This is a genomic window from Marinimicrobium hydrolyticum, from assembly GCF_030848505.1.
GTDB lineage: Bacteria > Pseudomonadota > Gammaproteobacteria > Pseudomonadales > Cellvibrionaceae > JAVDDU01.
Genome location: NZ_JAVDDU010000001.1, coordinates 634,622 through 648,459 on the forward strand (window position 1 = coordinate 634,622; position 13,838 = coordinate 648,459).

Here is a 13,838-nt window from a genome sequence, read left to right on the forward strand (position 1 = left end):
TTTAATAGAGTTCTACCACGACCCGTATGCCAATGTAATCTTCTCGACCATTAGCATTGTGGCCTTTGCGGGCGTGATTGGAAATGCGGCCAACGCTGCTGTTTTTGGAGCCGCCGCGAATGGTCCGTTCGCTACACTGTTCCACCTCCACGGCACGCCCGTCCCGGCGCGCGTCCAGGTGATGATTTTGATAACAATCCTGCACCCATTCGGCGACGTTACCGGCAGTGTCATGGAGGCCAAAGTCGTTTTCCGGGTAGGAGCCGACGGGAGCGGTTTTGCTGGTAAAAACACCCGCGAAATCGCTCTGGCAGCCGCGCCGACAGTTGGCGCGACCGCTCGCTTCATCGCGCTCCTCTCCCCACCAAAAGGTACTGTCCACGCCGCCGCGGGCCGCGTATTCCCACTCTGCTTCCGTGGGTAAACGGTAACGGACGCCGGTTTGTTCGCTGAGCCACTCTACGTACGCTTGGGCATCGTGCCAGCTCACGTTTATCACCGGGCGATTGTCGCGGCCCCAGGATTTGTCGTCGGGCAGGCGACGGCCGGTAGCGCGGGCAAAGCGGTCGTATTCTGCAAAGGTCACCTCGTATTTGCTCATACCGAACGGTTGCCTGATGCGCACTTCGCGCTCCGGCATAGTGTTACTTTCGAGCCGGCTACCCAGGGTAAATCGGCCTTGCGGGATGATAACCATTTCCGGGCCGCGACCACCATCGCTCAATGAATTGTGAAAGGTAGCGCCGGCCACAGGTGTACGCAAAAGCCGAACATCCACAGTTAAGGGTTCGCTTTCAATTTCCACCCATTGAGTTTGGCTGTCGTAGCCCGGATGAGCGACTTCCAAATGGTAGCGCCCCGGTACCAGTTCAATGCCGGGAAAGTAGCGTTCGGTAATGTTGAGAATACGGATTCGGGCGTTCTCCGGTAGCGGATTCACTCGAAGAGAATAGCGCGGTGGCGGTGCGGCCGCGGGAATATTGTCGGGAAGTGCACCCGCCAAGTTCGGAATCGATTCGGGCACGGGCACTGAGTTGGCCGGAAACTCGGTGCCGAGTAACAGCTGCAGACCTTGCTGGAAGTTTCTCTGCATGGCCGCTTGTTCAGGTGTTGTGTGTCTAGGGAAGAGGGCGCCCAAATCCTCCGGCAGTTCTTCTTCCTCAACCACCGGTTCGCCCGTGGTGAGCAAGGCCGCCGTGGCTAGGGCACCTCTATGCACGGCATCGGGTAAAAACCGCTCTCCGGGAATATCGAAGCGCTCTACGGAAAGGGCAAACGCCCCCCAGATAATACCGAGAAACAATACCAGGGTAAGTCCGCGTGCCACGCGCCGGGTACCGGGAAAAAGGGGCTGAAAATGGGCCGCTTGTTGAACACGGGTCGACACTACCGTGGCTTGCTCGCTGAGCCGCTCGCTGGAGTAGCTTTTTATTTCCGTGACGCTGGTGTTCGGGTGTCGGTACAGACCTCGTCGGGGTGTCCAGCGTATGGAGCGCAGCCATCCCAAGTATTGGTTAAACACCATGGCCAGGGCGTGGAAAGTGGTGCTGAGCAAAGCTCTCAGCAGCGACAGAATCTGCACGCGGCTGGAATCGGTGTTAGTCAGCAGGTCGTGAGGCAAGCCGACAGAACCCTCCAGCGCATCAATCGCCTGAACCAAATCGCGGCCACGCTGATAGCGATCCTCTGGTTCCTTGGCCAACAGCTTGTCGATGATTTTTTGATACGGCTGGTACTGTGCAGGCAAGCGTGGAATGGGGGCGGTTAAGTGTTTCACCGCCACGGCCACGGCTTCTTCCGCCTGATAGGGGACGCGCCCAGTCAGCATTTCGTAGAACACCACACCCAGGCTATAAATGTCAGCGCGCCCGTCAACGGGTTTGCCGCGAGTCTGCTCCGGGCTCATATAGTGCGGTGTGCCCACCACTGTACCGGCGTTGGTCATCCGCGAAGCGCTGCTAACGGTTTTGGCAACGCCAAAGTCGGTCAGCACGGCGGAGCCGTCTTCGCGAAATAAAATGTTTTCCGGCTTAATGTCCCGGTGGATATAGCCTTTTTCGTGCGCGTGATCCAGCGCTTTGGCGACCTCCCCCGTAATGCGCAGCGCTTCCTGAACGCTGATACCGCTGGCCATTTTGTCATGGACCGAGCCGCCGGCCAGGTAATCCATGGCGATGTAGTTGAAGTTCTCGTGGCGGCCGATGTCGTAAATGGAAACTATGTGAGGATGAGACAGTTGGCCGACAATGTTGGCTTCGCGCTGAAAGCGTTCACTGAACACCGGGTCACTGTTTAAAGCGGGCGACATGACCTTCAATGCCACCTCGCGACCCACACTCAACTGGATCGCCAGGTAGACACTGGACATGCCTCCCTGATTGATTTTGCGAATAATGCGGTAACCGGGTATCTGCATCAGCTGAGTATCCAGTAAAGCATTAAGGTGAGCGAAACCAGCGCGGCGCCATACAAACCGGCGTCCCACGCGCGCCGACCGGTGATGGTCGGAATCCACTGCCAGAGCGTATTCCAGCGAGAACTCGGAGTCAGAGGTGACTGCACCAGTTGCACGGTAATATTGTCCCGGCCACCGCGAGCCAAGGCTGTGCGCATGAGACGATGCAGCGCCCGGCGGTGGTTTTGGCGGCTATCACACAAAATCCGTGCAATATCCTGGTCGTCCAGCTCGTCCGTCAGGCCGTCACTGCACAGGAGGATCCACTGGTCCGGGAGCCACTGTCCCTGAACCGAGTCCACTTGTACCTCCGGCAGTTCGCTAGAGCCCAGGCACTGAGTGATGATGTTTTTCTCTGGGTGATCGTTTACCTCCTCTTCGCCTATGGCTCCGGATGCCAACAACATCTGCACATAGGAATGATCAGTGGTGAGACGTTCTAGGCGACCTCCGTCGGCCGTGTGCGTCCAGAGATAAGCGCGGCTATCACCCACCCAGGCCACTTCGTACTGATGTCGCTCACTGCGCAGGGCCACCACGGTCGACCCCATGCCTGGGGCCCCCTGGCCTTCAGCCGCCGCATGGACGACGGCGCGGTGCGAGTTCTGTATGGCGTCGGAAAGCTTCCGATAACTCTGATTGAGTAGAGTATCCCGCACGATGGCGCTGGCGACTTCACCGGCCTCGTGCCCCCCCATGCCGTCGGCAACCAACCAAAGTCCCTGTTCGGGAAGGCTTAGGTAAGTATCCTCGTTGTTGTCGCGCTTGTGGCCAACGTTAGTGGCGGCGCTGTATTCGAGTATGCGTTGGGACATGTGTTGGGGTTGTAACCTCGGTATTCGGGCCTTTGGATGCTAAAACACTTTGCCGTGGAACACCACGCAACCCTGTGTTTTTTATTTGGGCGAGAGCGCTGCCTTAGCAGCGTTCCCTCGCGTTCACGGTCATAGTGCCCGAATATTCAGCCCCAGCTCCTGCGCGGTAGACTTGTGTCCACTGTGCGTCACCACAGCAATGCTGGCGTGTTCAGGTTTTAAATATTGGTCCGCCACCCGGCGCAAATCGTCCAAGGTGACTTCCAGTACCCGGTTGCGGAACATCTCTCGCTTTTCCCGAGTGCGGCCGAATAGCTCGGCCTGATACGTCTGCTTGGCTTCCCCAGCCGGGGAGGCGGGCTTATCGATACTGCTAATAACCCCCAATATGGCTTCTTCCACTGGCTGCCAGCCGTGGTCTTCCGAGTGCAGCCACTCCAGGGCGCCATCGAAATCATCCAGTGTCTCGGTCAGGCGTGGATCCCGGTAGGAGAAGAACCGGAAGGCCGCACTGTTGCCGTCCTGACTGGCGCCGCCGCCGTAAGCACCGCCCTGTTCGCGAATGGCCCGGTGCAAATAGCCATTGCGCAGGAATCCGCCCAGAACCGTTAGCGCAGCCGAATCCGGATGCTCGCCGGGTACGGTGGGGTAGGCTTTGGCGCAGAAATTTACCTGGGTGTTGGTAATCCACGCCTCGCGAACCTGCTCCGAGACCGGCTCCAGAGTGAAGGCCGAAAAGTCTTCCCCTTTCGGCGTTTCAGGCCAGTGAGCCAAGAGTTCGTCCCGATACCGATCCAACTGCTCCGGCTCACCCACCAGTAAAAACTGTTTGGGCGCTTGCAGAACCAAACGGTGAATAGCCTGCAGTTGCTGGGAAAACCGCGCTAATTGCTCGGCATCTTCCAAGCCCTGGTCAAGCTGTTTCAATTTGGCGATACCTGCCAAACCCCCAAGCTGATGACTCAGCTTGGCTGCCGGGGCCATGCCTGCGGTAGCAGCCGCCATGGCGAGGCTGTGACCGCTGCCCGTAATGGATTGTTCCCGGCGCGCGCGAGTTTGCGCTATCAGTTCACGTAGGCGCGGTAATTCGTCAAAGCGCACCTGCTCCAGGGTGGCCTTCATCAGTTCGGTCATGGCGTTGTGATTGCGCGCCAACGCTTTTGCAGACAGGGTCAAATAGGCATCAATGCGCTGCACGTCGTCCGTGGCTCCGCGCACGCTGCTGGAGGCACTGATGGCGCCTACGGCGCTCGCCTGCCAGCGTTGGGTTTCCAAGTAATCACGCTCGCCCACGCCCAGTTCCGTCAGGCAATGACAGTAGTAGGGCAGCAGGGCTTGTTGCTCTTCGCTGAGCGCCGGTAGCTTGCAGTTGAGTTGTTGGTACACCAGGCCGTTGGTCCCGGCGCTGTAGCGGCGGAGGGGATAGCTGTTGGAATCTTGCGGATCAAGCGTTTCCCGGCTGCCATCGACGTAAGCCATGGCGTGAGGAATATCTTCCAATCCCACTTTGGGCAGCAGGCTGTCATCAACCTTGGCGTTCTGACGCTCTTCCAGGGCGCGGGCGCGCTCTATGATTTCCTGGCGACGTTCATCACTCAAGCCGGTACGAATGGCTTCCAGGCGCCGTTCTTCATCTTCCTGTGCGTGGCGCGTATAGGCTGTATCCGGGCGCAGAGTCAGGCGCAGACGGTGCGGGTTTTCGAGCAAAAGCGTGCGCACCAGGTTGGGAATGAAATCCGGCTGGTGAATTTTTTCCCGCAAGCGGGTCAGGGCGGTTTCTTGGTCCAGCAGTGCAATGGGGTCACCGCGGTGGGTGGCTGCGCCCAGGCCAGTCATAATCAGGTGCAGGCCATAGGGCATGCCGTCGCCGGTGACTTCCCGTTGTTCCAGCTCCAGTTGGTGCAGTGCAGATTCCACCAGTTCCTGGGGAACGCCTTCTTCGGCTACTTTGCGCAGCGTGTCCAGAATCAGTTGTTCCACTTGCGGTACTTGTTCCAGGGCGCAGCCTTCCAGACCACAAGCGAAGGCCATTTCGTAATGAGAGTCGTCTAGGCCACACAGGGGTGATGGAGCCTGGCCCAATTCTGTCGTTTCCAGCGCCTGCAGCAGAGGCGAGGCGCTGTTGTCCAGCAAAATGGCTGTGAGCAGTTCAGCTTCCAGCGCTTCCTGAAGGTTGGTACTTTTACCCAGCAGCCAGCTCATCACCACATGGGTTTTGCGCGCCGGGTCTTCACCTTCCTCAAGCGGATAAGCTTGCTCAACGGCAATGGGCGCGTGATAGCGTTTCTCTTCACCCACAGCAGTAACTGTATCCAGTGGTTCAAAGCGGCTTAGCACGCGCGCTTCGAATACCGCTTGATGGTCTGCGGCCGAAATGTCGCCGTAAGTCATAAAAATGGCGTTACTGGGATGGTAGTGGGTCCGATAAAAGGCTTTTAGCTGTTCGTACGTGAGATCTGGAATGTGCTCAGGATCGCCACCGCTATTGTGATGATAGGTGGTGCTTGGGTAGAGGTGGCGGCTCAGCGCCTGCCAGAGTTGGGCGGGCACAGAACTCATGGCGCCTTTCATTTCGTTGTACACCACGCCCTTGTGCACCAGTTTGGAGTCGGGGTTGTCGGGCTCGGCGAATTCCAGGCGGTGACCTTCCTGAGCAAAATCCAGTTCATCCAGATTGGAGAAAAACACCGCGTCCAAATAGACATCCAACAGGTTGTCGAAGTCTTTGCGGTTTTGGCTGGCAAAAGGGTAGGCGGTCCAGTCAGAGCTGGTGAAGGCGTTCATAAACGTATTGAGCGAGCGGCGAATCATCATAAAGAAGGGATCGCGCACCGGGTATTTTTCACTCCCACACAGCGCCGTATGTTCCAACACATGAGCCACGCCCGTAGAGTCGTGGGGCACGGTTCGCAATGCGACGAGAAAAACGTTCTCCGGATTATCGGCGGCCAGGTGAATGTGTTGCGCGCCGGTTTTTTTGTGGCGATATTCTTCCACGCGCAGTTTTAGCGCCTCGATGGTTTGGCTGCGCAGGTGTTCAAAAGCTGGGTGGGTATCCGGAGTCATTAGTTCTCTCTGCTTGATTGGTCGATGCGCTGTTTGGTGGCGTTCAGCGCCGCATGTTGGTCAATAAAGTCGTCAAAGGCCGCCAGTATTGGGCGGTAGGTGTTCTGGTCATTTTCCAATAGCGTTAAAGCGTAACAACTTGCTTCCAGTGTGGAAAGGTGGCCGGGCTTTGGAGCCCTTCGAATGCGGTAATTTGATGGCGCCGAGTTCGTTAATGCCATGCGGGGCAGTTGTTGTAGCGCTGGATTAAGGTAGAGCATCTTCTGGCTTTTGCGCCAGGTTCCGTCCAGCACGATCAGGCGCAGGTGTTCGGGCTCCAGGTCTTTCCAATCAACGTGAGGAGGCTCCGGTAGCGCCGGATCGGTGTTGCTCGGGTAGAGCAGCAGATTGGTTTTGTCGCCCGACAGGATTTGATTGAGTAGTTCGGTAGAAAACACTTCGCCCACATGGAGTTCGCTGTTGCTCAAGCTCAGGTGCAACAGACCGGCGGTATTTTTGGCTGTACCCGCTTCTTTTGGATGCTGCAGAATAATGACTTGCACACGGTTGTCCTGCCGATTGATCCAGGAGCAAATGCATCTGACTTTGGGTACGGCGCAATCAGGGCAAATTGGACGTGTGCGTGAGATTGTTCGGTTGGTGGGAGAGGAAAGGGTGCCCGGTGTTTCGAGACACGCAGAATAACGGCCCCTACGCGCTCCCGGCGCTTCGGGACACTCCTCGCTTCCCTGCGAGTCGTCCATGTACGCTCCGCGTCGGCTTCCTGCCTCCGAGGGTCTCGAAACACCGGGCACCCTTTCCTGGTCCTTGGGCAGTACATCTTCAAGGGCTGGAGAAACAGTTGTTTCGATTAGCTGTTCTTTGGAGCGCCGGTTTAGTTGTTTGATGGCTATTTCCCGTCGGGTGGCGCTGCTGCGGTCCGGGTGTTGTTCGAGTAAACACAGCTCTTTGGGCGTGCGACCGCGAAAATAGCGCGCGCCGGCAGGACCCTTGGTGTGCTCCTGCCAACGGCGTTTTATATCTGTGGTAATGCCAGTGTACAGCTGATCATCGTCGGTGCGAATGATGTACACAAACCAAGTGGGGGCAGTCATGAAGCTCGCGGGTTGTGAAAAGGTGGGTCAGGATACTACTGAATACCTACGAAAGGATACACCCTAACGGGGTTTAACGGGAAGCTCCACCGAAAGCCGTCATCCCCCGAATGCTTGCATACGAAGCTCTTGATTCGATCTTTTGTAAACGCGCAGTATTGCTGACCACATTGGTAACAGACTAACGCTTAGGTGGCGCGTACGAACTTTCGACAGCTGCATTAATCAATGCGCCCGATGGCGATACAAGGGGGGCAGATCGCCGGTTTCCCGTTGCTGTTTGCGTCGGCGTACACGAAGTGCATCCACTTCTTGAAGCAGCGTTTCGCGGCCCAGCTCTGGGCTCTCCCGATCACTGAACAGGCTGCGGTCCAGAGCCTGAAGTTGTTGTTGCAAGCCCGGCCGTTCGCTTCGTTGCGCAATGGCGGTGAGGCTGTGAATGGGTTCGTCCGGCCAGTGGCTGCGTGCCCAGTTCAGGAGTGCGTCGCGCACCTGTGACAAACTGCCGTCTCGAGTTTGGCGCTTGAGATTGGCCCACGCGGTTTTTTCTCGCGTGCGGTCCTGGCGCTGATTTTGAGTATGGCCCTCCACCAAGCTGTTCAGCTGTTGGCGTAGACGGAAGTAGCTGGCACTCAGGAACAATAGCAATAAAAGCAAAAGGGCACTGCTGACGATAAGCCACCAATGCAGAGTGGTGAAACCGGGCTCAGCGCGCGGCGAGATCGGCAGCTCGGTCGTGATGGGTGTTGGGTCCTGCGCAGCCTGGGGTGAACTGCCGGGGGGAGGCGCGAGGCCCGCAGGTGGGGTTACGCGCACTTGCCGCGCGGGCAAGGTTGCGTTACGCATTTCCCCAGCTTGAGTATCCCACCACGCGAGATTGACTTCCGGCAGCGTCAGGCGACCGGTTTGGTTGGGTACCAGCGCTAAGGTTTGGGTCACGGTGCTTTTGACGCCCTCGGAGGTGACTTGCTCGTCCGTTTGCGGTTGATCGGGGTAGAGGTTAACGCCGGCAACTTCGCCCACCGGAATAGCGGGCAATTGCGCAGCCGTAAGCCCCTGAGCGGTCAGGGTAATGCGTCGGGTGACCGGTTCGCCCTGGATCAGATTGTCCGGGTCTGAGCTCCAGTGTTCACTTAAGCGGATGTCGTCCGCCGGTAGCCAAATGTCTCCGGTAAAATCGCTGGCGGTGGGTTGGACGGGAACGCGTACTTCGTCCGTGCGCAGGCGCTGGCGCTCTCTGCCTCCGTAGACTCGGCTCCAGGGGTCCTGGCGGGCGCGGCTGGGGGCGACATCGTACACCAGGGGAGGGATGACCAGTTCGCCGCTGCGCTGGGGAAACACCGCGAATGTGGTTTCCAGTACCAAGTGGTCGCGGTTGTCGATTTCGGTGATGTAACTGTTCTCGTCCACCGCCTTCATAACCGCGTCTTGTAAATCCAGCGGCTGCATTTCGGCGCCATCAAGGTTAACGCGGCTGAACAGCCTGACAGTAAACAGCAGCTGCTCCTGAACGAAGACGCTGTCTTTGTTTACTTCAGTTTCTACAAAAATATCCTGGCCGCGGCTTCCCGGCCGGGCGCGGGTTTCGCTGACTTCAATCGTGATCGGTTGACTGCGTACGCCCTCGACTTCCAGTGCCGGTATGGTCAAGGTTCCGGTCTGGCGAGGCACCAGGCGCAGGGTCCATTCAAGCCAAGCTTCCTGGCGTCCGTTGATGATGGTGAGGCGGCGTTGGCTCTGGTTACTGATAATGTCGAAATCGCGTCTGAGCTCGTTTAGATCTGGAGTCGAGCCGGAGTGCGCTCCATCCAGCCGAAGCGTGAGGGTGATTCTGTCATCGATACTGACTTTGGTGCGGTCCACTGAGGCGGTCAGCTCGTTGGCCATAGCGTGACTTGCCAGCAAAATGCTCAGCAGGAGCAACGCAACCAAGGCTTTCCAGGTCTGTAACAGCTTCACGGTCATAGTGTTTAGGGCTCGTAGGTTTTCCTGGTGGTTCTAAGCTACCAACGCTCTTCCCGGTTTTGTGGGTCAGCTTGTCGGCGCAGGCGCTCGCGCTGTTGTTGTTCGGCTTGATACTGAAACTTGCGCCGTAACAATCCGCTTGGGTTGTCGGGTACGCGGCGCAGCCATTGCTCCAAGGCTTGCTTTTCTTCGTCGCTCAGGGTGTCTTCCTGGGCTAAATCGGCTTGGCGCTCTTCTTCGGTTTGTTCGTCTTCTGGGGTATCGGGCGCTTGTTGCTCCGCTTCGGCTTCTGGCTGGTCAGTATCGTCTTGCTCCTGGCCCTCGGCGTCTTCGTCCTGTTCTGGCGGCTGCTGGTCGGGACCATCTTGTTGGTCCTGCTGGGTATCGTCTCCCTGCGAGCCTTGTTGTCCCTCCTGCTCCTGAGAGTCTTGTTGATCCCCGTCTTGTGGTTGGTCCTGATCCTGTTGGTCCTGATTTTGGGAATCGCCATCGTTCTGTGACTCGTCAGAGTCCTGTTGCTCCTGCTGCTGGAGCAGTTGCTCTACCAGTTCTCGGTTGGCGATGGCGTCTTGCATATCGGGTGCATGACTCAACGCTTGGTCATAGGCATCGAGGGCGGCTTCCAGCTGGCCAGCGCGAGCCAGGGCATTGCCTCGATTGTAATGTGCCCTTGGGGTGTCGCTTTGAGCGAAGGCTTCGGCAGCCGCTTCATACTCACCCGCCCGGTAGTGAGCGGTGCCGCGCCATTCGGGATTCTTGAATTCACGTGCGGCCTGGTCCGGTTCACCTCGCTCCAGCAAACGCTCGCCGCGCTGGTCGGGATTAAACCACAGTGCTTCGAGTCCCTGCGCCTGGCTGGTTTGCGGTGCGGCAATGAGCACAGGCAGGAACACTAAGGCTAAGAGTACGCCGGGCCGAAATGCGTACAATATGACCGGCAGCATCAATAACACCAGCCAGTGCCCTCGGTCGTACCAAGTATCAAATTCGCGTTCCAGCTGCCGGTATTCAGCCAGCGCGGGAGAGGCTTGGCTCAGCAACCATTCCACGTCATCGTCTGAACGGGTCATGGTGTGATACCGGCCGCCACCGTGCCGGGCCACTTGGCGCAGCTGATCCTCATCGAGGCGGGGGATCACGATATTGCCCTGACTGTCGCGCGTGAAACCACCTCGCTCATTCGGAATGGGTGCCCCTTCAGGGGTGCCTATGCCGAGTATGGACAGCTGCACATTGCTTTCATCCAGTTGCCGAAACAAATCGGCCTGTGCGGATTCGGCAATGCCGTCCGTTACGAAGATGACACGCCCACCGTTGGCCGCGCCCCGGTTCAGTAACTCAATCGCTTTGGCCAAAGCTTCTTCGGCGTTACTGCCGGGCAATGGCATCATGTCCGGGTGCAGGGCGGGAACCAGATTGCGGATGGTGTTAACGTCGTCGGTCAGGGGCGTCACTACGTGGGCACTGCCCGCGTAGGCGACTAAACCGGTAAGGCCTTCAGCGCGTTGCAGCATGTCGGCGATTTTGAGACGAGCGCGGGCGAGCCGAGAGGGGGAAACATCTTCCACCAACATGGAGGGGGACAGATCCAGGACGATAACCATGGCGTCTTGCTGCCCGTGTACCGGCATCGGGCGCTGCTCCCAAGTGGGACCAGCCAGAGACACGGCGGCGAGCATCCAGGCAAATAACAAGGCCCAGACACCCCAGCGGCGGCGGCGAGCATGCTCACCGTCAACCAGGTAATTCAATAATTCGGGGGCGATCAGGGCGTGCCAGTTTCCGGCGCTATGGGCTTGGCGCCAAATCAACAAGGCCAGTATAGCCGCAGGCACCAGGGCCAGTAACCACAGTGGCCGCAGCCAATGGAACTGCTCGAAAAACAGCGATATCTCACTCACGAGGCCGCCTCCATCCGCGTAAGGTTCACGGCTCGGCCCCGGTACCAGTGGCCCAGAGCCAGGAATCCGCTCAAGCCGAAGGCAAACGCCAGCGGCCAATGGAAGAGGCTGCGGGTGGGCCTGAATACCTGGGTGTCGAATTCAATGGCTTCGATTCGATCTAACTCCGCGTGGACTTCGCTCAGTTCGGTGAGATTCCGGGCGCGGAAATATCGGCCGCCCGTTTGCTCGGCCACTGCGATCATCGCTTCTTCGTCCAAGTCGTGGGACGGGTTGATGCGGCGGGGGCCGAAAATCCCTGGGGTGATCATTTCTTCGGCGCCGAAGGCAATGGTGTGGATTTTTACGTTGTGCTGCGCGGCCAGGTAAGCGGCTCGTTCCGGTGTCAGCACACCGGAATTGTTGGCCCCATCTGTAAGCAAAATCAGGACCCGATTGTTATCCGGTCGTTCGCGTAACCGCTTGACGGATAGCCCAATGGCGTCGCCAATAGCGGTGCGTTCGCCGGCAAAACCAATCTGAGTTTCTTGGAGTAGGGTGTTTACGGTTTGCACGTCGTAGGTTAAGGGCGCATGCAGGTAGGCGCCGGTGCCGAACAGCACCAAGCCCAACCGATCCCCCTGGCGGGAATGGACGAAATCTTCCACGACAATCTTCACGGCTTGCAACCGATCAATAGGTTGCCCCTGGTACTCCATGTCCTGGATTTGCATGCTGCCGGATAAATCGACGGCCAACAAAAGGTCACGACCGGAGCTGCTATGAGTGATGGGGTCGCCATACCACTGGGGGTTGGTAGCCGCGAGCAGGGCAAAGGCCCAGATAAGCCAGAGCAGGCTGTAGTTGAACCAGCGGCGTGTGCCCTTGCCAGCCTTAGTCTCTTTAAGGTGTGCGACACGCTGATAAAACGGCACTCGCAGCGCTGGGTCCTGCCGTTGCGCTGAGGGCAGGAACGCAGCCAGTAGAGGCAGCGGCAGCAGGAACAGCAGCCAGGGCCACTGAAACTCAAGCATTGGCGCCCTCCAACAAACCTGGCGCCTTGCCAGCGGGCGATGTGCGCTTGTGCTCCTTAACCCACTGTTGGGCTAGTTGGTGCAGTGCTTCCACATCGACTTGCGGCTTAGGCTGGTAGGGGCCCTGCAGCAGTGCGCGGCCGACACCCTGAGTAAATTCATGCGTGTTGTTGACCAGGGTCGCGTCGAGAAACATCAACCAGTCAGTGCCGCGCATACCGGCGACGCCCGGCTCGGGAAAGGCCGCCAGAGCGGTTCGGCGCAGAATAATCGCGACATCCTGCAAATACCGAGCTGCATCTTCGTGTCGGCGGTACTCTTGCAGGGCCCGGTCCAACTCCTCTGCGGCTTGTAGGCGGTAGCGGTTTTTCCGCCGCTGCTGAACAAAGGTATAAATACCCGCCAGTATGGCGCACAGGATAACGGCCAGCAGCAACCACCAGCCCCAGGCCAGGGGCCAGAAACCTGTGGATTCGGGCAGGTGAATATCCCGCAATTGTGCCAGTGGATCAGTCATTTAAAGTCTTATCTATCCGTTGCTAAATAGGACGCTCGCTCAAGCCGATGGTTTCGTCGACGGTTTTCCGGGCCGGCTCTTTCGGCGTTTGCCGAACCGCTCCCGCATCAGCGTCTGAATGGGGTCGGTGGTGGAATAGGTCAACAGGGGCAACTTTAATCGCTGACAGCTGAGTACAAGTTGCTCCAGATTGTGTTCGAAATTGGCGCGGTATGCCTGCTGAAAGCCTTTGTCCTGGGCCGGTATCTGACAGCGCTCCCGGCCGTCACTAAGTGCTAGGCTGGCGGAGCTGGCCAGATGCTTTTCTATGGGATCGTAAACGTGAATCAGTGTCAGATCGCTGTGCCGGGACAGCTCAAACAACTGCTGCTCGCAGTGCGCATCGAAATCGTGAAAGTCGCTGATGATAAACAGTGCACTGCCGGGCTTGGCCAGTCGGCGTGTGTCTGCGAGCACGGCGGCCAAGGGCTGGCTGGGCTCTTCGGCCACGGGATTGTTAAGCTGGTGATTGAAATCGTGAATCCGGTGCAGCAGTTCTAGTACGGCGTGCTTGCTGCGTCGGGCGCGAACGTCCCGTTGCTGCTGGTCGCCAAATATCAGTCCGCCGATTCGGTCGCCCTGTTCCAGCGCGGCCCAGGACAGAAGGCTGCCGATGTGGGCGCCTAGAACCGATTTAAAACACTGGCGGCTACCAAAGAACATGGGGGAGCGTTGGTCCAAAATCATAAATATGGGCCGCTCGCGCTCCTCGCGGAATATTTTTGTGTGGGTAACTTGCGTGCGTGCTGTAACGCGCCAATCAATGGTGCGCACGTCGTCACCGGCTTGATAGAGACGCACCTCTTCGAAATCCATACCTCGGCCGCGTATGCGCGTGCGCAAGCCGCCACTGAGTTGACTGCGCGCTGGCGTGCGGGAAAAGAGGTTCATATCGCGAGCGGCAAAGCGCAGCTGACACAGCGAGCTCAGCTCGCAGTAGGCCCCTTTTGGATCCAGATCGTCGTGCTTCATA

General features: G+C 58.2%; 9 protein-coding genes. All 9 read right to left on the reverse strand.

Annotated elements, in window-relative coordinates; all coding sequences use genetic code 11:
- Nucleotide 1: 1 nt before the first annotated feature.
- Nucleotides 2–2,416: a bifunctional serine/threonine-protein kinase/formylglycine-generating enzyme family protein gene (locus RBH33_RS02835; protein WP_306730605.1), complete on the reverse strand. Its 2,415-nt coding sequence runs from the start codon at nt 2,414–2,416 to the stop codon at nt 2–4.
- Nucleotides 2,416–3,270 carry a PP2C family protein-serine/threonine phosphatase gene (locus RBH33_RS02840; protein WP_306730606.1) on the reverse strand — a complete coding sequence of 285 codons (855 nt, stop codon included), beginning with the start codon at nt 3,268–3,270 and terminating at the stop codon, nt 2,416–2,418. The genes RBH33_RS02835 and RBH33_RS02840 overlap by 1 nt, the downstream gene beginning before the upstream one ends.
- Nucleotides 3,271–3,399: 129 nt before the next feature.
- Nucleotides 3,400–6,336 carry an insulinase family protein gene (locus RBH33_RS02845; RefSeq protein WP_306730607.1) on the reverse strand — a complete coding sequence of 979 codons (2,937 nt, stop codon included), beginning with the start codon at nt 6,334–6,336 and terminating at the stop codon, nt 3,400–3,402.
- Nucleotides 6,336–7,430 (reverse strand): DTW domain-containing protein, encoded by a 1,095-nt coding sequence (locus tag RBH33_RS02850; RefSeq protein ID WP_306730608.1) that lies wholly within the window; start codon nt 7,428–7,430, stop codon nt 6,336–6,338. The genes RBH33_RS02845 and RBH33_RS02850 overlap by 1 nt, the downstream gene beginning before the upstream one ends.
- A 225-nt stretch (nt 7,431–7,655) precedes the next feature.
- Entirely contained in the window at nt 7,656–9,395 is a 1,740-nt protein-coding gene (locus tag RBH33_RS02855; RefSeq protein WP_306730609.1) for a BatD family protein, read from the reverse strand.
- 38 nt (nt 9,396–9,433) lie between these two features.
- Complete coding sequence (locus RBH33_RS02860) at nt 9,434–11,296, reverse strand: VWA domain-containing protein (protein ID WP_306730610.1); 1,863 nt, start codon at nt 11,294–11,296, stop codon at nt 9,434–9,436.
- The gene (locus tag RBH33_RS02865) at nt 11,293–12,309 is read right to left on the reverse strand and encodes a VWA domain-containing protein (protein WP_306730611.1); all 1,017 of its coding nucleotides are present in this window, start codon (nt 12,307–12,309) and stop codon (nt 11,293–11,295) included. Before RBH33_RS02865 ends, RBH33_RS02860 begins: the two co-directional genes overlap by 4 nt.
- The gene (locus tag RBH33_RS02870) at nt 12,302–12,826 is read right to left on the reverse strand and encodes a DUF4381 domain-containing protein (protein WP_306730612.1); all 525 of its coding nucleotides are present in this window, start codon (nt 12,824–12,826) and stop codon (nt 12,302–12,304) included. The genes RBH33_RS02865 and RBH33_RS02870 overlap by 8 nt, the downstream gene beginning before the upstream one ends.
- A 39-nt stretch (nt 12,827–12,865) precedes the next feature.
- Nucleotides 12,866–13,837, reverse strand: a complete 972-nt coding sequence (locus tag RBH33_RS02875; protein WP_306730613.1) for a DUF58 domain-containing protein — start codon at nt 13,835–13,837, stop codon at nt 12,866–12,868.
- Between the last annotated feature and the right edge of the window lies 1 nt (nt 13,838).